This window comes from Flavobacterium piscisymbiosum, from assembly GCF_020905295.1.
In the GTDB taxonomy this organism is placed as follows: domain Bacteria; phylum Bacteroidota; class Bacteroidia; order Flavobacteriales; family Flavobacteriaceae; genus Flavobacterium; species Flavobacterium piscisymbiosum.
This window is the reverse complement of record NZ_JAJJMM010000001.1, coordinates 1,523,784-1,542,145: the sequence shown is the minus strand read 5'-3', so window position 1 is coordinate 1,542,145 and position 18,362 is coordinate 1,523,784. Positions and strand designations below refer to the sequence as shown.

Genomic DNA, 18,362 nt, shown 5'->3' with positions numbered 1-18,362 from the left:
TAGGCTTTAGGCAATAAGCTCAATGCTTATGGCGTCTGGCTTAATGCTTTAAATTATTTAATAATTTCTACAGTATTACCGTCTTGTAAGTTAATTTGACCTGTAATAATTACAGTTTCTCCGTCAGATAATCCTTTGATAATTTCCACCTGATCTCCTAAAATTCTTCCTGCAGTTACTTTTCTTAATTTTGCAATACCATTTTCAACTACAAAAATCTCGTTGCTGCTCACACTTCCTACGAAAGCATTTCTTGGTACAACCATAAGGTGTTGTTTTTGTTGGTTTGATGAAAAGTTTGCAGTTCCGTACATACCCGCTTTAAGGTCATTGTTTACATTATTTGTAATTTCAATTTCAACCGGGAAGTTTAAAGACTCATCTGCTTTTGCAGCAATAAAAGTAATTTTTCCAGAGAACGTTTTATCAGGATAAACACTTGCTGTTACATTAATTTGGTTTCCAACTTTTAAGCTTGCAACCTGATTTTCGTTTACTGTAACTACTAATTTTAATTTAGAAACGTTTACGATATCAAACAAAGCAGTTGCAGGCATTCCTGCCAGGATAGATCCCGGCTCAATGTATTTTTTATTGATGAATCCGTTTATTGGCGCTTTTACTTTAGTATCTCCAACATTAATGTTGGCTTGTGTTAGGTTAGACTGCGCATTTGTTAATGCCAATTTTGCCTGATCTAATTGTTGTTTTGTAACACCACCTGTTTTAAAAGCATTTTCATATCTTTCATAATCAGATTTTGCATTTTGGTAAACAGCCTGAGCTTGTTGTGCGCTTACATTAATTACATCACCTCTCACTGTCAATAAAGTCTGACCTACTCTTACGTAATCTCCTTCTTTAGCCAAAACGCTAATTACTTTTCCTGCTTTTTCTGCAGAGAAAGTCAATTGCTGAATTGGTTGAAAATTTCCGTTAGCCACAAAGTCTAATGAAACTTCTTCTGTTTTTACAGGAGCTACTTTTACTGAAACTGCAGCATTTTTTTCTGCTACGATATCTGTTTTTGCTTTATTCTCTTTCTTATTATTATTTAAGACATATCCAATCACACCCAGCGCTGCGATTATGATTACGATTGTTATAATAGTTTTCTTCATTTTGTTTAGTTATTTAATAAGAGTTTTAAGTTCGCCTTTTGATTTGATTAGTGCTACTTCGGCAATTTTGTAATTCAATACTGCTCTGGTATAGTTATTTTGAGCTTCAAGTGATGCATTTTCAGCATCTAACAAATCTGTTAATGATGCTAATCCCTGAAGGTAATTGTTTTTTGTGTTGCTTAAGATCTCAAGCGCCAAACGCATATTTTCTTTTTGATTATTGATAGTCACAAGATTATTATCAATTTGAGCCATTGCGTTTCTGTAATCTAAATCAAGCGAAAGTTTGGTATCTTTCATATCTTCCTGAAGTGATCTTATTTCTACATCGGCTTGTCTTACTTTAGCACGAGTTCCGAATCCTGTAAAAATTGGAACATGTAAATTCAATCCAATTGCAGAGAAATCTGACCAGTAAACGCCGTCTTTAGGTTTTGCAAACCAAGGCATTTCAGGTCCCTGACCAATATAATTGTATCCTGCAGTTAAAGAAAGTGTTGGATAATATCCTGCTTCAACAGCTTTTTTATTATATACCAAAAGCTCTTCTTGTTTTTTCAAAAGCAAATATTCTGTTCTGTTTTCAACATTTGGCACTTCTGTTAATGCAGCAGGAACAACTTCAAATTCTTCTTTTGGAATCTCGATTTGAGCTTCAATAGGCATTCCCATATAAAACTTCAAAGCATTTTCCTGTAATGTAATTTGATTTTTTACTTGCTGACGTTCTGTATCAATGTTCGACATTTTAACCACAATACGGTCTAAGTCAATTTTTTTAGCCAAACCGTTATCAAATTGTCCTTTTACAATGTCACGAACTTTAGTCGTATTAACATAACTGCTATCTAATAAAACCAATCTTTCGCGCTGTACGTAAACAGAGTAATAGTTATTAGCAACTCTTTCTATTACCTGCTCTTCTGTTAACTGATCGTTTATTTGATAAAACTCACGAGTAGATCTTGCAGCTCTTAATCCTGTAAAAACAGATTGATCAAAGATTGTCTGAGTTAAAGAAAGTCCTGCAGTCGAAGTCCATTTTTGACCAAATGCCGCCTGAATTGTAGTTCCCGGTGCACCAAATCCTGCACCATCAATTACTGTAGTCTGAATTACAGGATTGTATGTTAAATTTCCGTTGGCAGAAATTTGCGGTAACGCTCTTGATCGCACTTCCTGAATCTTGTACTCACTATTTTCAACCTGTAATTTTGCTTTTTTTGCATCGGCTTTGTTTTCAAGCGCGTATACAACAGCCTCTTTCAGGGTTAGTGTTTTGACTTGTGCGTTGGCAGACAAGCCAATTGAACACAAAAATATAAGAATTATTCGTTTCATAGATTGATGATTAAATAGTAATTTTTTTAAGTTGTTTTTCTAATTCCAGTATTCCTTTTTCGGTTGCCATAGCTCTTGTATGGTATTCCAATGCTTCTAATTCAATTTTTTGTGCTTCTCTTTCTGAGACTGTAGTGGCATTTATATGAAAAATTAATGTGTAATAAAATTTTACATATAAATCGATATTCAAATCAGGTCTGTACAAACCTTCGCTTATTCCTTTTAAAATATTATCCCTGAAATAATGGTTGCACTGATCAATTTCATGCGTCATTATATTTTGATAAATTTCAGGATAATGCTTTTTTAACTGATAAAGAGGAGAAGTATCGGTTGCGTTTTTAAACATGTCGCGAAACATCTCTCTAATTTCAAAATTCTCATGAATGGCGTTATAATTTTTCGCAACAATAGTATCAATAACTTCATGTACTTGCTGATGAACTGTTGATGTACTTTCTTCGATCAGCACTTCTTTGTTACAAAAATATTTGTAGATCGTTTTTTTCGAAATACACATTTCACCCGCTATATCGTCCATCGTAACACTCTTAAAACCAAGTTTTAAAAATAATTCACTTGCTTTTGATATAATTTTCTCTTTCATCTTAATTTTCAAATTGTATCACAAATATACTTAGGAAACTAAAATCTGAAAAATAGTTTCCGTGATATTTGTAATAATTTTACATTAATTTATTCATTATGTAAGATTTATATACTGAATTCTAAATTTGCAATCAGTTTAATATCTTTTCCTAAAGCTAAACCTCCGTTATGATTGAACGAATTATAATCTAAACCAAAATCCTGACGTTTGATATCTCCTTTAATTTCAAAAGCAACTTTTTTCTCGCCATTGTAAGTATTAACGCCAATAAACTCAGCATCAAGCTCTACTACTCTGGTTACATCTTTTATCGTTAAATCTCCTTTAAAGAAATTGATGTTATTATTTATTTTTTGAAAAGAAGTCGATTTAAAACTAATGATAGGATGCTCATTTACATCAAAAAAATCCTGAAGTTGTAAATAAGTATCGATTTGCTGAAAGCTATCCTTTTTGTTATTGATATCTAAAGAAAACTCAACCGATGCATCTTCAATTTCATTGTCTTCGATGTTCACATAACCATCAAATTTATTCGTCGTTCCTCCCATGTAAGCAATTATCGAATGTCTCATTTTGATTAAAACATCTGATTGGCTAGAATCTAAGGTCCATGTTGTTTTCATAAATATTTGATTTTAGTGAATTTATAAATCTTTAAAATTCCCAACGGAAACTTTTACAGTGTTCAGAGTTTCCAATTAAAAGTGCAAATATAGACAGGAAACTCTAAATACCAAAAAAGTTTCCAAGTTTCTTCAAAAATAATTCTAACTAATTAATAATTAACGGTTTTGGGGTCATTTTGAAATGGAAACTGTCATTTAAAACTTTAAAAAAGAAATAATTCATTATGAATCGTATCTTTGGAGCTCGCAATTCAGATTAAATTTTATGCACGATATTAGCCAATACCAGGATTTTTTTATCACTTATCTCCAAAAACAAAGTATTAGTAAAGAGCCCAAAAACCTTTATGAACCCATTGAATATATTTTAGGTCTTGGCGGAAAACGCATGCGCCCTGTACTTACTTTAATGGCTTCGGAAGTTTTTGATACTGATTATAAAGTAGCACTTCCGGCAGCAATGGCGGTTGAAGTTTTTCATAATTTCTCGCTTGTTCATGATGACATTATGGATGATGCGCCTTTGCGTAGAGGACAGGAAACGGTACATGAAAAATGGGATTTGAATACCGGAATTCTTTCCGGCGATGCGATGCTGATTCTTGCTTATCAGTATTTCGAACAATACGAACCAGCGGTTTTTAGAGACCTGGCAAAATTATTTAGCAAAACTGCTCTTGAAGTTTGCGAAGGACAACAATGGGATGTTGATTTCGAAAAAAGAAACGATGTTACGATTCCGCAATACCTGAAAATGATCGAATATAAAACAGCCGTTTTAGTTGCCGCAGCCATGAAAATGGGTGCAATCGTAGCCAAAACCACTGAAAAAGAAGCTGATTTTATTTATGATTTTGGATTGAATTTAGGTCTGGCTTTCCAGCTTAAGGATGATTATCTGGATGCTTTTGGAGATCCTGAAACTTTTGGAAAACAAGTTGGCGGTGATATTATGGTGAACAAAAAAACCTATTTATACCTAAAAGCAAGAGAGTTTTCTACACCTGAAAAGGCTTCAGAATTAGAAAAATTATTCAGTTTACAACTAGATGATAATACAGAGAAAATAGCGACTGCAAAAACTATTTTTAATGAATCGGGTGCTTCAAAAGCGACTCAGGATGCTATTGAAATGTATACTTTTAAAGCTTTTGAAACTTTAGAAAAAATGGATATTAACGCCGAAAAGAAAGATATTCTTAGAACTTTTGGAGAGAATTTAATGGGAAGAAAGGTTTAGTTTTTTTTGCCACAGATTAAAAGATTTTAATGATTTTTTTTCGCTTTTATTACACATAGTAAACCCGACAGGTTTTAAAAACCTGTCGGGTTTATTATTTTGAATAAATTATTCCGATAGGAATATTTGGTTGGTAAAAAAAAACTAACACATTTGCATGGTGTCCTGTAGGGACATCTATTTTACGGAATGAATGTTGCGAACATGATCAAACGTTCCTACGGAACGTATACCTTTAATCCAATCAAAAAAATCTACCAACCAGGCATTCCTACGGAATGAATTACATCTTATAAATTTGAACATAATTAAAACAAATCATCAGGATCTACTAAATCTGATAATTTTTGTTTTAAATCATCTTCTAAAATCGTCAATCCGTATTGATAAGAAGCGTTCATCCAGCCAAAACCTTCTTCGGTTATAAAATCAAATTCGGTTCCTACGTTTCCGTATTCTGCGAAAATCTTGTGTGAACTTATCGATAAATCAAACTTCTCCGGAATCGTTCCGTTATAATCAACAGCGTTTCTGGTAATCAGCCAAAGCCAGCGATATACCATTTCCTGCGCTTCTTCGTTAAAATTATAATTCAGCAAACCCTCCCATAAAAGCATTTGGTGCGGCGCCCATCCAAACGGATAATCCCATTGGCGAATTGGTGCATTTTCGTCTAATTCGGCAATCGATTCTTTGGTACATCCTGCAATTCCGCCTTTCATTTTAAACCTTGGCAATGTCTTTTTTACCAAAATCTCTGCTTGTTCTGGCGTGCTTATTTTCGCCCAAAGCGGATAAAATGTGGGAGCTGCCTCAAAAAAGTGCTGTTCTTCGTTTACAAAATTATAATCCAGATAAACTCCGTTTTCAGGATTCCAACACAATTGATTGATTTTTTCTTTTCTGGAAGCTGCTTTCTCAAGCCAATATTCACTTGAAAAAGATTTGTCTTCAAAATATTGAAATTCGTTTTTAAAATATTTTTTGATTAAAAAAGCAATATCGGTTTCGTATTTATAAAGCAAACTATTGATCGCAACTGTATTCAAATTGGCACAAACCCCAACCAATCTGTTCGTTGTATCATGTCCACTTTCGCGCATACTGCGATCATGAATAAAATACTTATCAAGCTCAGCATCAACAACTTCTCTTTCGAGATATTTCTTCTCAAAATCACGGGTTGAAAGATTATATTTTGGCGCATATTGTTCTAAGATATCATCAAAATGACCTTCTTCAACTTCAAACGGAAGTCCGATTCCTTCTGCTTTATAACGATTTAATCCGTTTGCGGTAAGTCGTTTTCCCTCTTCCATCCAAACCGTTTGGTATTCTTTTATGGCGGTTTTTAGATGTCTTTCGATCCAGAAAATATCTGGATTCGACTTTTCTAAAACATCCATAATTAATGATGTATAAAGCGGTGGCTGCGTGCGGGTTAAATAATAACTTCTGTTGGCATTTAGAATTTTTCCGTAATGATCAATTTGATATTTAAAATTCTCTGCAATGCCTAAAGCAAGCTCGATTTTATCATCAATCAAAAGTCCTTTCGCAATAAAATAACTGTCCCAACCGTACATTTCATTAAATCTTCCGCCAGGAACCACAAACGGAACTCCTGAAATTTCATTATTTTTAATTTGAAGTGCCAAAGCTAAAATTCCCGGCTTTTTGTTTAATGATAAAACATATTCGGGCGAAATATTTTTGGGCATTTGTACCACTTTCAACTTTGGAGTTACGGCTTCTAACTTCTTGAAATAATCAAAAACTATTTCGTCGCCAAAAGGCACATACAAATACGCCAATTCATTTTCGATCTTATTGTCTTCCAGAATTTTCTTTACACCATCAGCATCAATCGTTCGTGTAAGGCCTTTCCAATACAGATTTTTTATTTTTCCCGAAATTCGTTTTACAGGATCTTCGGTGATTTCATCTAAATTGATTTCGGCAAATTCGGTATTGTTTTTTTTGGCCAAAGCCAGTTCCTGCAACAAATTCGAAAGCTGATAAGTTCCTTCAATCAAAGCAGAATTGCCTTTTTCATCGTGCAGTAAAAACTTTTTTGGACCATTATCATCGATCGTTATTTTTTTATCGCCATCAGTATCTTCCTGAGCCAATAATTTTTCGATGGTTTGGAGTATATGTAATTTAAATTTCATCTTTTGCAGTTATTTTTTTGAGAATAAAAAAGGATATTAATAATAAAGACATTGGAATTAAAGTAAAATAAAATGCATTTTCCGGCCCTTCATTTTTAAACAGCCAACCTGTTATTCTGGAACCTAATGTGCCGCCAAGAGCAGAAAAAATCACAATTAATCCGGTCATTGAACTTTGCAGATTCTTTGGTAAAGCACTCAATACAATCGAATTTAATAAAGGATAAATTGGCGCAATAAACAATCCTATTAATGGAAATGCAAAACCAATCAAGGGAATATCCGAAAGTGTATTGATGTTTTTTACTTCTAATCCAACTGTTTTGGGAAGTACAAAAATCACTATCAACATAGCCGAAAATATACAGAAACTTAAAACCCAGATCCAGTTGACTTTTTTGGTGACGATACCTGCTATCAATCTCCCGATCGCTAATGAAATGGCCAAAATACTCGCCATCATAATGCTGATATTCTCCGGTAAATGAAGCACTTTTGTATTGAATGTTGGCAACCACGAAAGGATTCCCTGTTCGATCATGACAAACAAAAAGACACTAATAACAAAAATAACGGTAAGTAATTTTGCCATTAACCGGAACATTTGCAGGAAATCATCTTTGAGATTTGCTCCTGCCGAAACTTCGGGTTCTTTGAATTTTACAAAAAATAAAAACAAGAAGGACAGGAACGATAATGCAGCCAAAAACCAATAAACATTTAACCATGAATTAGGATCGTTTTCGTGATTAAAAGCGGGAAATAAAAAGTACGCCAACGCAATTCCTACCATAAAAAAACCTTCGATACTACTCATTAAAGCATTATGTTCTTTTTTGGTTTCGGTCACGGTTCCTATCAACGAATAAACTGAAACTTTGATCAGAGCAAATGAAACTCCAACGGTTGCAAAAAGAATTTTAGCATTATCGAATGAGTTTCCAAAATACATCGAAATACAAGCCAAAGTCACCAACGCCAAACCTATCAACATCGATTTTCTATAGCCTATTCTGGGTAAAAAAGAGGCTATAAAAAAGGATACAATAGCAATGGGCATGTCTTTGAAAGCTTCTAAAATACTCGCCTGAACTTCATCTACTCCGTAATTTTTCTGCGATTTTAAAATCACAATGCCTACGCTGTTTAATAAAATTGCGAAGACAAAATAATTAAGGTAAAGGGAGATTTTGATTCCTAAGTTTTTCATTTTTTTATTTGTTTGTCTTGCTTTATGGTTACGGTGCGGAGACGCACTGCTGTGCGCCTCTACGATACCGTATATATATTATTTAACCTTGTTGGGCGTAATGGCTAAAAATTTAACTAAAAACATAGAAACATAGATTTTATGTATTTAAAAAAAGTAAATCAAAAAGAAACTCGTTTCTCACACATAGCTATGTGTATTAATGCAAGTGAAACGCCTTTTTTCAGTTCAAATAATTCTATGTTTCTATGTATTAAAAATTATTAAACCCAACAGGTTAAATCTAGAAATTAATCGCTACCGAAAATCTAAACGCGCGTCCTAAAATTGGTCTTGCCATAAACACATCGCTTGCTGCAGATGTTGTTTGTCTTGGATCTCCTTCTGTTAAACCAATTTCGTTAAATAAGTTTGAAGCATCAACTGCAAAACGAAGGTTATTATAGGTATAATTTAATCCTGCCCCAACTTCTTTATAAGCTGGCAAAACTTGTCTGTTATCCTGGTTTGTGAATTTTTTATCGAAGTAAGAGAACTGAACATAAGCCGTAAGATCTTTTGTAATATCTACTTCAGGTCTTAGATTACAGAAAAATTTAGGGATTCTTCGTGCTGTATTTCCGTTGAAATCAAAGGTCGAACCATCAGCATTTGTTCCTGTAAAATTATCGTATTCCGGTTTTTGAACTGTGAATGTAAAATTCAGTTTTACAATGCTATATCTGGCATTAGTTTCTACTTCAAGACCAATATTGTTTACGTCTGCAAATTTGTTTTCAGAACTTCCGTCAGATAAAATATCCGTGAAAGCAACATTTTTTAGATTCATGTGAAATAAATTCGCATTTACAGAGAAAAATGAACTTGCATATTTGTACCCTAATTCAAACTGATTTACTTCTGTATTCTCCAATTTGCTTAAATCTGCTGCATTATCATAAAAAGATTCTTCGATTGGCGATCTAAATCCGTGGCTGTAACGAACATACGAAGCCATTTTATCATTGAATTTATAATTTCCTGCAGCTGTATAAGACCATTCGCTCACATCATATCTCCAATAGGTATACGGATTTCCTTTTACCGTTGTTACTGCATCATCAGCCGTATTGTTGTCTAAAATCCCTAAGTTTTCAGCACCAAATCTGGCGTTATCTCTGTAGCCCGAATATTTGTCTTTATTGTATCTTAAACCAGCGTTGAAAGTCAAATTATCCGTTGCTTTAATTTCGGCATCAGCATAAATATCATTCAAAACTCCTTTGGTTTGTGCATCTCTTTCTAGCCAGGTGATTCTTTCTACACCATTCCAGGTATGATCTACTCCGCTGGTATTGTCTTTTACATTTAATAATCTAGGATTGTCTGAAACACCTACCAAATAAGAATTCCAGTTCCAGTATTGATTTGATTTCCAGTTCGAATAGTAGTAACCCGCTGTTAATTTCACTGGATCTAAATCAAAATTGAAAGAGAAATTATTAGCAAAATTATTCATCTTTTTCTCGATATGCCAAAGATCTGCTCTCATAATCAAAGCGTTTGGATCCAGCGTTTGTCCGTTATCTACATAAGAATACGTTAGATTACTAGCTGTTGTATTTTGAACATCTGTTGCATAGCCATCTTGTGTCCACGGTCCTCCATTTGGGAAAATCGCATTGTAATTTAAATCTATATTCGTGTTTTTGAAAGCATTTTTGAACGTTACTTTCTCCGATATTTTCTTTTTGAATTCAGCTCCAATAGAGTTGATAATTGGGTGAGAACCATCTTCTAAATCTGCGCTAAAAGTTCCGCCGCCATATTGAGGTACATTTAAGTGACTTAAATTTACCGAAGTCAACGTTCCGTAATTTGGGTTAAATCCAGGAATTCCTTCTACTTTTCCGTTATTACTTTTTAGTGGAATTGGCAAATAGAATGTATTTCTGTCGTCAAGGTGTTTAAAGTTTACTCTCAAATAATCGTCATCATCAAATTTATAGGTGATGTTTCCTTTTATTTGCCCTCCTTTATTGGCTGTAAAACCGGTGTTTCTAACTCCGTTATCGGCTCTGTAAAAACCTCCAACATTAAAAAATAATTTATCCTGAATTAAAGCGCCTGATAAATTAAGATCTGTTCTGAACATTCCGTAATCTGAAGTCGTGAATTTGGCTCTTCCCTGAAAATCATTTTGTCCTGTTTTCGAAATAAAATTGATAATTCCTCCAGGAGCATTGTTGGCAAAAATTGAGGCCGAACCTCCACGAACGGCTTCCATTTTACTAACGGTCTCGTCTAATCTGTAAAAAGTATCGGCATTGGCAAATTGTAAAGCTCCATCTTCAAAAACCGGCAATCCGTCTTCCTGAATTTGTACATATTCATACGCTCCCGCAGACGGAATTCCTCTTGCGAAAAGGTTGTTTCCTATTTCTCCTCCAGATGCTTCAACCACAAATCCGGGAATAGTTTGAAGCAATGCTGCTGTACTCGACGGCGCTCTGTCTTCGATTGCTTTGGCGCCCATTGTCGTAATCGCAACGCTCGACTCTAATTTTGATCTTGGCGTTGATGATCCTGTAACGACAACTTCTTTTAAGCTTTGAGATTCTCCTTCAAGCAATAAATTTACCTCTAAGGATTCTCCTTGTTTTATGGCAATTTTTTTCTCGAAGGTTTTATAACCCACATTGGTTGCAATAATGGTATACGTTCCTGCTTCGACATTCGAGAACGAATATCCTCCGTTTTCATCTGTAACGGTACTTTTACCGGTTTCCTTAATCGATACATTTGCTCCGGGAACGGTTACTCCGCTATCGTCAAGCACTTTTCCGGAAACTGTATTGGTATTTTGGGCAAGCCCTTTATTTGGTAAAAAAAATAGGCAAAACATTAAAAATAATGTGCCTAAATACTGGTGTAGCTTTTTCATTTTTTTGTTTGGTTAGTTAGTAATTATGGTTATCACTGTCAAACTTAACTACAAATCATAAAGGAATTTACGAATTAAAAATCGAAAACGTTTTCGAAAACACCTAAAACGTTTTCGGAAGTTAAAAACTTATCAATCCGTTTTATTTTTAGTACTTTTATTTCATGAATGACACTAAATTAATAGATATAGCCTCGGCACTCGGAATTTCGGTTACTACGGTTTCAAAAGCGTTAAAAGGATATACAGATATTAGTAAGTCTACTCGTGCCAGGGTTATTGAAATGGCCGAAACGATGAACTACATCCCCAATTCTGTTGCAGTAAATCTTCGAACCAACGAAACCAAAACCATTGGCGTTATTATTCCGGCTACGGTTCATCACTTTTTTTCGAGCGTACTAAATGGTATTCTCGAAGAAGCCGAAAAAAGAGGATATCTGGTCATTATATTACAATCAAACGAAAAATATGAGCTCGAGAAAAAACAGCTCGCTTTATTAATTCAAAAACGAGTTGACGGGGTTTTAATGTCGCTCTCTAACGAGACAGACGATTTTACTCATATTAATGAAGCCATTAGAAAAAATACCCCCGTTGTTCTTTTTGATAAAATTGCCAAAAGGGTAGATTGCTCCAAAGTGGTTATCAATGATGCAAAAGCAGCTTTTGATGCGGTTTCTTACCTTATTAATAAAGGATATAAAAAAATTGCTCATTTTAGAGGTTCTTATGTTCCGCAAAACTCGATCGATCGTTTTCTAGGTTATAAAAGGGCGCTTGAAGCACACGGAATTGAGTACGATTCGAAATTGGTTTACGTTTGCGATAACAATACAGATTTTGAAGACGGCTACGAAAATGCTCAAAAAATAATGACCGAAAATCCGGATATCGATGCCATTTTTGCCATTACTGATTTGGTTGCCATCGGGATTATTAAATACTTTAATGAAGCCGGAATAAAAACGCCGGAACAAGTTGCGGTTTTTGGTTTTAGCAATTGGTTTATGAGTACGGTTATTTCACCTAAATTAACCACAATTGATCAGCCCGGATTCGAAATGGGACATCAGGCCGTATCACTTTTAATTGATGAAATTGTCGACATAAAAGAGCATCGTCCGGTAACGCATCAAATTATTGAACTTCCTACAAGAATCATTGAGCGAGAATCGACAGTTAAATGATTTTTTAATTCTAACTTTGCCTCAATCTTAAAAAGCATCAATGTTTCCGATTCCTGAAAATACCGATTTTTTATTGGCTGATGCCGAAAAAGAAAATCTATACCTGAGCCTTGTTGAGCAGATCAATAAAGACTTTAATTTGGCCAATGAAGGAATTGATTTTCCGATGAGCATTTCTCCCGATGAACTAAAAATTCAGCTTCACGAAAAAATCTACCGCATGATTCAGTACAAATTTGCTGAATATTTGAATTTGCTTTATATTATTGATGTATCTGAAGAAGAAATTAAAAAACTAGACGGATCAGATTTGGTTGTTCTCGCTGAACAAGTTGCCTTTTTGATTTTAAAAAGAGAGTGGCAGAAGGTTTGGTTTAGAAATTATTACAAGTAAAAAAGTTAGTTAGTCAACAAAATACTATAACTTTCAGGTCTTACGATTTTTTTTAATTTATCCAATTCAGACCAAAGTCCAAATCCATTAGTATCTAATTTACTTCCTATAATTTGGTAGCGGCCGCATTTAAAACAAATCTTTGCTATTCCAACTGTTTTTTCCTTCTTTTTAAAAATAAAAATATCTCTATATTCTGCAATGCAGGCAGCAAAAGTAGTTTGCAATGAATCTTTTTCGCTAAAAACATTTTCAATCTTTTTTTCTTGCTTAATTGACAAGTTTGATTTTTTGTATTCGTATTTTAATAAAAGCTTTTCAAAATCTTTCTTCGGAATACTATCAGGATAATGCCCGTAAAAAAAACCTGAGAATTCTTTTTTCTTTTCTTTCTGCCCAGTATTATCATTGGATGAATGTTCAAACTCCCGTTTAGAAAAATCTAAATAATAATGATCTATTTTATCCGAATCAAAAAAAGGTCTTAATTCTTTCTTTACAACCTTTTTGGATGCAACTTCTACTTTATTAGAATTATTACAACTCGAAATTACAATGATAATAAGTACAAAAATATATTTTCTCACTATTAGATTATTTAAAAAAACTTAGAATCTTAGTATCTCAGTCCCGAAGCTTCGGGATAGCAACTTTAGAAATAAACCCTCACAAAAGGCATAAACCCGGATCCATAAAGACTTCTATCAGGATCATACAAAACATCATAACGCGCACCAATGGTAACACTTCCGGTTCTGTAACCTGCACCAAGATACAAGGCCGTATTCCAATAATTATCAGAATAACTTGGTCTGTAAGGGGTCGAATTATAATCTGTATTTACTCGCACCTGCTCCAACTCTGCAGACAATTGAATTTCGGGAATAGGATTTACAAGACCAACCACACTTCCTCCATAAACAAAAGAATTGTAGTAACTTTTTGAAGATAAGTAACCAAACTGCAAACCAACACCAACAGCCACAATTTCGTTTACATTATAAATAGCACTTGGCATTACAGAAATATCGGTGTAGCCTGACCCGATTCCTAAACCAAGTCCTCCACCAAACTGAACTTTGTCCCAAAAATGATTGCTATTATCAATAACGTATTTTTGCTGCGAAATTACCGCAGTTGAAAACAGCACTGCCAAAATCACAAAAAAAGATTTGAAAACGATTGAAATTTGATTATAATTCATAGTTAAGTCTATTTTTAACAAATTTTTACGTAAAAGTACGTAAAAAAAAGATTTAAATAAATGCGATTGTTGTACTTTTGCCTTTCTATTTAACAAAAAGTATATTCACTAATATTATGGATAGGTTTTCATTTTTAAATGCAGCGCATACAGAGTTTTTCGCACAATTATATGATCAGTATTTAGTAAATCCAGATAGCGTTGAGCCAAGCTGGAGAAGTTTTTTTCAAGGTTTCGACTTTGGACAAACGACTTATAATGACGAAAATCCAGTTCAACGAATCGTTGAGTATGTAACTAGCGACAACACAGATTGTAGTCTTGTTTCTGACAAACTACAAAAAGAATTCAATGTACTAAAGTTAATCGATGCCTACCGTACTCGTGGCCACTTGTTTACAAAAACAAATCCGGTTCGTGATCGCAGAACATCTTCTCCAACATTAGACATAGAAAATTTCGGATTAACAACTGCTGATCTTTCTACAGTTTTTGATGCTGCTCAGACTATTGGAGTGGGACCTTCTACTTTGCAAGACATTATAACGCGACTTAAATCTATTTACTGCCAGCATATTGGTATTGAATATATGTATATCAGAAATCCTGGCGTTGTAAAATGGATTCAGGATAAACTGGCTGTAAATGTTAATCAGCCTAATTTCTCTTCTGAAGAAAAGAAAACTATCTTAAATAAATTAAATCAGGCAGTTTCTTTCGAGAACTTCCTGCATACTAAATACGTAGGTCAAAAACGATTTTCATTAGAAGGTGGAGAATCTATTATTCCCGCTTTGGATGCTTTGATCGAACAGGCTGCTGAAAAAGGTGTTGAACAATTCGTAATGGGAATGGCTCACCGTGGTCGTTTGAACGTTTTGGCTAACATCTTCGGAAAATCTACTCAGGATATTTTTGGTGAGTTTGACGGTAAAGATTACGATCAGGAATATTTTGATGGTGACGTAAAATACCACTTAGGTCTTACTGCCGACAAAAAAACAAGAACAGGAAAAAGTATCAATATCAATTTAGCACCAAACCCATCTCACTTAGAAACGGTTGGAGCTGTAATTGAAGGAATCACAAGAGCAAAGCAAGATAAATACTATCCAAATGATTTCTCTAAAGTATTACCAATTGCCGTTCACGGAGATGCTGCAATCGCAGGTCAGGGTATCTTGTACGAAATCATTCAAATGGCTCAGCTTGATGGTTACAAAACCGGAGGAACAATCCATATTGTAATCAACAATCAGGTTGGTTTTACTACTAACTACTTAGACGCTCGTTCTTCTACTTACTGTACAGATGTTGCCAAAGTAACACTTTCGCCAGTATTGCACGTAAATGCTGACGATGCTGAAGCTGTTGTTCATGCGGTATCTTTTGCATTAGATTACAGAATGCAATTTGGACGTGACGTATTTATTGACTTATTAGGATATAGAAAATACGGTCATAACGAAGGTGACGAACCTCGTTTTACTCAACCTGTTTTATATAAAATCATCGCAAAACATAAAAATCCAAGAGATATTTATGCTGAAAAATTATTGTCTGACGGCGTAATCGATGCATCTTATGTAAACGCTTTAGAAAAAGAATACAAATCTACTATGGAGGAGAACTTAGAAGCTTCCCGTAAAAAAGATTTGACTATTATAACTCCATTCATGAAAAACGAATGGGATGGATTTGTTCAGGTAACAGATACTCAAATGCTTGAAAAAGTAGATACTACTTTTGACAAAAAAGGATTGGATTCTATTATCACTACAATATCTACTTTACCTGAAGACAAAAAGTTTATTAATAAAATAACTAAAATTGTTACCGACAGAAAAGCCGGATACGACAATAATACTATTGACTGGGGAACTGCAGAAGCACTAGCTTACGGTTCACTTTTGACAGAAGGATTTGATATTCGTATTTCAGGTCAGGACGTAGAGCGTGGTACATTCTCTCACCGTCATGCTGTAGTTAAAGTGGAAGATTCTGAAGAAGAAGTAATTCTATTGGATAGTATCGAAAACAAAAAAGGAAAATTTGGCGTATTCAATTCTCTTTTATCTGAATATGGTGTTCTTGGTTTTGATTATGGATATGCATTAGCGAATCCAAATGCGTTGACTATTTGGGAAGCTCAATTTGGAGATTTCTCTAATGGAGCACAAATCATGATTGACCAGTACATTTCATGTGGTGAAGATAAATGGAACAACCAAAACGGTATTGTTTTATTATTGCCTCACGGATATGAAGGACAGGGAGCTGAACACTCTTCTGCAAGAATGGAGCGTTATTTACAACTTTGTGCAAGACAAAATATGTATGTGGCAGATTGTACAACTCCAGCCAACTTCTTCCACTTGTTGAGAAGACAAATGAAAACAAATTTCCGTAAACCTTTGGTAGTTTTCTCTCCAAAAAGTTTATTACGTGATCCAAGATGTGTTTCTACAGCAGATGAATTAGCTACAGGAAGTTTCCAGGAAACAATTGATGATAATACAGTAGATAAAAAAGCAGTAAAAACATTGGTTTTTGTTACTGGTAAATTCTACTATGACATCGTTGCTGAAAGAGAAAACAACGGAAGAAATGACGTTGCAGTTGTTCGTATCGAGCAATTATTCCCTTTCCCTGCTGCACAACTTAAAGAAATCATCGCACAATATCCAAATGCTGACGATTATGTTTGGGCTCAGGAAGAACCTAAAAACATGGGAGCTTACAGCTTTATGTTAATGAACTTTGATCTTGTAAAATGGAGATTAGCTTCGTTAAAAGCTTATGCTGCACCAGCATCAGGAAGTTACACACGTGCAAAACGTCGTCATGCAGATGCGATTAGAATGGTATTCGATAAAGATTTATTCAGATAAAAAAAATGTTTCAAGTTTCGAGTTTCAAGTTTAACTACATGAAACGTGAAACCATAAAAACCTTAAACAAAAACAAAGATGATTTTAGAAATGAAAGTCCCATCACCAGGGGAATCAATAAAAGAAGTTGAAATTGCAACTTGGTTAGTAAAAGACGGAGATTATGTAGAAAAAGATCAAGCTATTGCTGAAGTTGATTCAGACAAAGCAACTCTTGAATTACCTGCTGAAATGAGCGGAATTATTACGCTAAAAGCTGAAGAAGGTGATGCAGTTGCTGTAGGAGCTGTAGTTTGTTTAATTGATACTGATGGTGTAAAACCTGCAGGTGATGCTCCGGCTGCACCAGCGACTGAGGCTCCTAAAGCTGAAGCTCCAAAGGCAGAAGTAAAAGCTGAGGCTCCAAAAGCAGCACCAGCACAAGCTCCGGCAGCTACAAGTTATGCAGCAGGAACTCCATCTCCGGCAGCAAGAAAAATATTAGACGAAAAAAACATAGCACCGGCAACTATTTCAGGAACTGGTAAAGACGGAAGAATCACTAAAGAAGATGCTGTAAATGCAGTACCTTCTATGGGAACTCCAACTGGAGGAAACCGTGGATCTGAGCGTACAAAATTATCAATGTTGCGTCGTAAAGTAGCTGAGAGATTAGTTGCTGCTAAAAACGAAACAGCAATGTTAACTACTTTTAATGAAGTTAACATGACACCAATCAACTTGATTCGTAACGAATACAAAGATGCTTTTAAAGCAAAACATGGTGGCCTTGGACTAGGATACATGTCTTTCTTTACAAAAGCAGTTACAAGAGCATTAGAATTATATCCTGATGTTAACTCAATGATGGACGGTGATTATAAAATCGCTTACGATTTTGCTGATATCTCTATCGCAGTTTCAGGACCAAAAGGTTTAATGGTTCCTGTAGTTCGTAATGCTGAAAACTTAACTTTCCGTGGTGTTGAAGCTGAAATTAAAAGATTAGCATTGAGAGCTCGTGATGGTCAAATTACTGTTGACGATATGACTGGTGGAACTTTTACTATTACTAATGGTGGAGTTTTTGGTTCTATGTTAAGTACTCCAATTATCAACCCTCCTCAATCAGGAATTTTAGGAATGCACAACATTATTGAGCGTCCGATTGCCGTAAACGGTAAAGTTGAAATTCACCCAATGATGTATGTTGCACTTTCTTATGACCACAGAATTATCGACGGACGTGAGTCAGTTGGTTTCTTAGTGGCTGTAAAAGAAGCATTAGAAAATCCAGTAGAATTATTGATGAATGGCGATGCTAAACGTGCTTTAGAATTGTAATTGTAAGTAATTTTCACAATAACAAAAGACCTGTTCATTAGCTTGAACAGGTTTTTTTATGCAAAACTTGCTTAAGATTTGCTTAAGATGTTAATTTTTTAAATAA

General features: G+C 34.6%; 14 protein-coding genes. 5 read left to right on the top strand and 9 right to left on the bottom strand.

Going from position 1 to position 18,362, the window contains the following annotated elements; translation table 11 throughout:
• Positions 1-53: 53 nt before the first annotated feature.
• The 4 genes from LNP81_RS06940 to LNP81_RS06925 form a co-directional block, all read right to left on the bottom strand.
• Entirely contained in the window at positions 54-1,121 is a 1,068-nt protein-coding gene (locus LNP81_RS06940; RefSeq protein ID WP_230034498.1) for an efflux RND transporter periplasmic adaptor subunit, read from the bottom strand.
• Between the two features lie 9 nt (positions 1,122-1,130).
• The gene (locus LNP81_RS06935; RefSeq protein ID WP_194615200.1) at positions 1,131-2,465 is read right to left on the bottom strand and encodes a TolC family protein; all 1,335 of its coding nucleotides are present in this window, start codon (positions 2,463-2,465) and stop codon (positions 1,131-1,133) included.
• A 10-nt stretch (positions 2,466-2,475) separates the two neighbouring features.
• On the bottom strand, positions 2,476-3,075 hold the full coding sequence (locus LNP81_RS06930) for a TetR/AcrR family transcriptional regulator (RefSeq protein ID WP_194615199.1): 600 nt from the start codon (positions 3,073-3,075) through the stop codon (positions 2,476-2,478).
• A gap of 107 nt (positions 3,076-3,182) precedes the next feature.
• On the bottom strand, positions 3,183-3,704 hold the full coding sequence (locus LNP81_RS06925) for a YceI family protein (RefSeq protein ID WP_065451577.1): 522 nt from the start codon (positions 3,702-3,704) through the stop codon (positions 3,183-3,185).
• 268 nt (positions 3,705-3,972) lie between these two features.
• Between LNP81_RS06925 and LNP81_RS06920 the strand changes: the two genes are divergently transcribed.
• Positions 3,973-4,947, top strand: a complete 975-nt coding sequence (locus LNP81_RS06920; RefSeq protein WP_230034496.1) for a polyprenyl synthetase family protein — start codon at positions 3,973-3,975, stop codon at positions 4,945-4,947.
• Positions 4,948-5,255: 308 nt separating this feature from the next.
• On the opposite strand, the gene LNP81_RS06915 is transcribed toward LNP81_RS06920, so the two are convergent.
• From LNP81_RS06915 to LNP81_RS06905, 3 genes are all read right to left on the bottom strand, one after another.
• Entirely contained in the window at positions 5,256-7,121 is a 1,866-nt protein-coding gene (locus LNP81_RS06915; RefSeq protein WP_230034495.1) for an alpha,alpha-trehalase, read from the bottom strand.
• Positions 7,111-8,331, bottom strand: coding sequence for an MFS transporter (locus LNP81_RS06910; RefSeq protein WP_230034493.1), 1,221 nt, complete (start codon positions 8,329-8,331; stop codon positions 7,111-7,113). Before LNP81_RS06910 ends, LNP81_RS06915 begins: the two co-directional genes overlap by 11 nt.
• A gap of 283 nt (positions 8,332-8,614) precedes the next feature.
• Entirely contained in the window at positions 8,615-11,254 is a 2,640-nt protein-coding gene (locus LNP81_RS06905; RefSeq protein WP_230034491.1) for a TonB-dependent receptor, read from the bottom strand.
• A gap of 164 nt (positions 11,255-11,418) precedes the next feature.
• On the opposite strand from LNP81_RS06905, the gene LNP81_RS06900 reads away from it, so the two are divergent.
• Both LNP81_RS06900 and LNP81_RS06895 read left to right on the top strand, forming a co-directional pair.
• Positions 11,419-12,444 carry a LacI family DNA-binding transcriptional regulator gene (locus LNP81_RS06900; RefSeq protein ID WP_065451582.1) on the top strand — a complete coding sequence of 342 codons (1,026 nt, stop codon included), beginning with the start codon at positions 11,419-11,421 and terminating at the stop codon, positions 12,442-12,444.
• A 40-nt stretch (positions 12,445-12,484) separates the two neighbouring features.
• Complete coding sequence (locus tag LNP81_RS06895) at positions 12,485-12,838, top strand: hypothetical protein (RefSeq protein WP_230034489.1); 354 nt, start codon at positions 12,485-12,487, stop codon at positions 12,836-12,838.
• Positions 12,839-12,843: 5 nt separating this feature from the next.
• Here the strand turns inward: LNP81_RS06895 and LNP81_RS06890 are convergent, their stop codons facing one another.
• Together LNP81_RS06890 and LNP81_RS06885 are read right to left on the bottom strand one after the other, a co-directional pair.
• Positions 12,844-13,425, bottom strand: a complete 582-nt coding sequence (locus LNP81_RS06890; RefSeq protein ID WP_230034487.1) for a hypothetical protein — start codon at positions 13,423-13,425, stop codon at positions 12,844-12,846.
• A 65-nt stretch (positions 13,426-13,490) separates the two neighbouring features.
• A complete protein-coding gene (locus LNP81_RS06885; RefSeq protein ID WP_230034485.1) occupies positions 13,491-14,042 on the bottom strand; it encodes a hypothetical protein in 552 nt (183 codons plus the stop codon).
• A 116-nt stretch (positions 14,043-14,158) separates the two neighbouring features.
• On the opposite strand from LNP81_RS06885, the gene LNP81_RS06880 reads away from it, so the two are divergent.
• Complete coding sequence (locus LNP81_RS06880) at positions 14,159-16,933, top strand: 2-oxoglutarate dehydrogenase E1 component (RefSeq protein ID WP_230034483.1); 2,775 nt, start codon at positions 14,159-14,161, stop codon at positions 16,931-16,933.
• Positions 16,934-17,011: 78 nt separating this feature from the next.
• A complete protein-coding gene (gene odhB, locus LNP81_RS06875) occupies positions 17,012-18,256 on the top strand; it encodes a 2-oxoglutarate dehydrogenase complex dihydrolipoyllysine-residue succinyltransferase (protein ID WP_230034481.1) in 1,245 nt (414 codons plus the stop codon).
• Positions 18,257-18,362: the final 106 nt, after the last annotated feature.

Excerpts from the sequence above, each read along its gene's own strand:
- LNP81_RS06895 (WP_230034489.1), top strand. The coding sequence starts at position 12,485 with ATGTTTCCGATTCCTGAAAATACCGATTTTTTATTGGCTGATGCCGAA.
- LNP81_RS06925 (WP_065451577.1), bottom strand. The coding sequence starts at position 3,704 with ATGAAAACAACATGGACCTTAGATTCTAGCCAATCAGATGTTTTAATC.
- LNP81_RS06900 (WP_065451582.1), top strand. The coding sequence starts at position 11,419 with ATGAATGACACTAAATTAATAGATATAGCCTCGGCACTCGGAATTTCG.
- LNP81_RS06940 (WP_230034498.1), bottom strand. The coding sequence starts at position 1,121 with ATGAAGAAAACTATTATAACAATCGTAATCATAATCGCAGCGCTGGGT.
- LNP81_RS06930 (WP_194615199.1), bottom strand. The coding sequence starts at position 3,075 with ATGAAAGAGAAAATTATATCAAAAGCAAGTGAATTATTTTTAAAACTT.
- LNP81_RS06935 (WP_194615200.1), bottom strand. The coding sequence starts at position 2,465 with ATGAAACGAATAATTCTTATATTTTTGTGTTCAATTGGCTTGTCTGCC.
- LNP81_RS06880 (WP_230034483.1), top strand. The coding sequence starts at position 14,159 with ATGGATAGGTTTTCATTTTTAAATGCAGCGCATACAGAGTTTTTCGCA.
- LNP81_RS06915 (WP_230034495.1), bottom strand. The coding sequence starts at position 7,121 with ATGAAATTTAAATTACATATACTCCAAACCATCGAAAAATTATTGGCT.
- LNP81_RS06910 (WP_230034493.1), bottom strand. The coding sequence starts at position 8,331 with ATGAAAAACTTAGGAATCAAAATCTCCCTTTACCTTAATTATTTTGTC.
- LNP81_RS06920 (WP_230034496.1), top strand. The coding sequence starts at position 3,973 with ATGCACGATATTAGCCAATACCAGGATTTTTTTATCACTTATCTCCAA.
- odhB (WP_230034481.1), top strand. The coding sequence starts at position 17,012 with ATGATTTTAGAAATGAAAGTCCCATCACCAGGGGAATCAATAAAAGAA.
- LNP81_RS06885 (WP_230034485.1), bottom strand. The coding sequence starts at position 14,042 with ATGAATTATAATCAAATTTCAATCGTTTTCAAATCTTTTTTTGTGATT.
- LNP81_RS06905 (WP_230034491.1), bottom strand. The coding sequence starts at position 11,254 with ATGAAAAAGCTACACCAGTATTTAGGCACATTATTTTTAATGTTTTGC.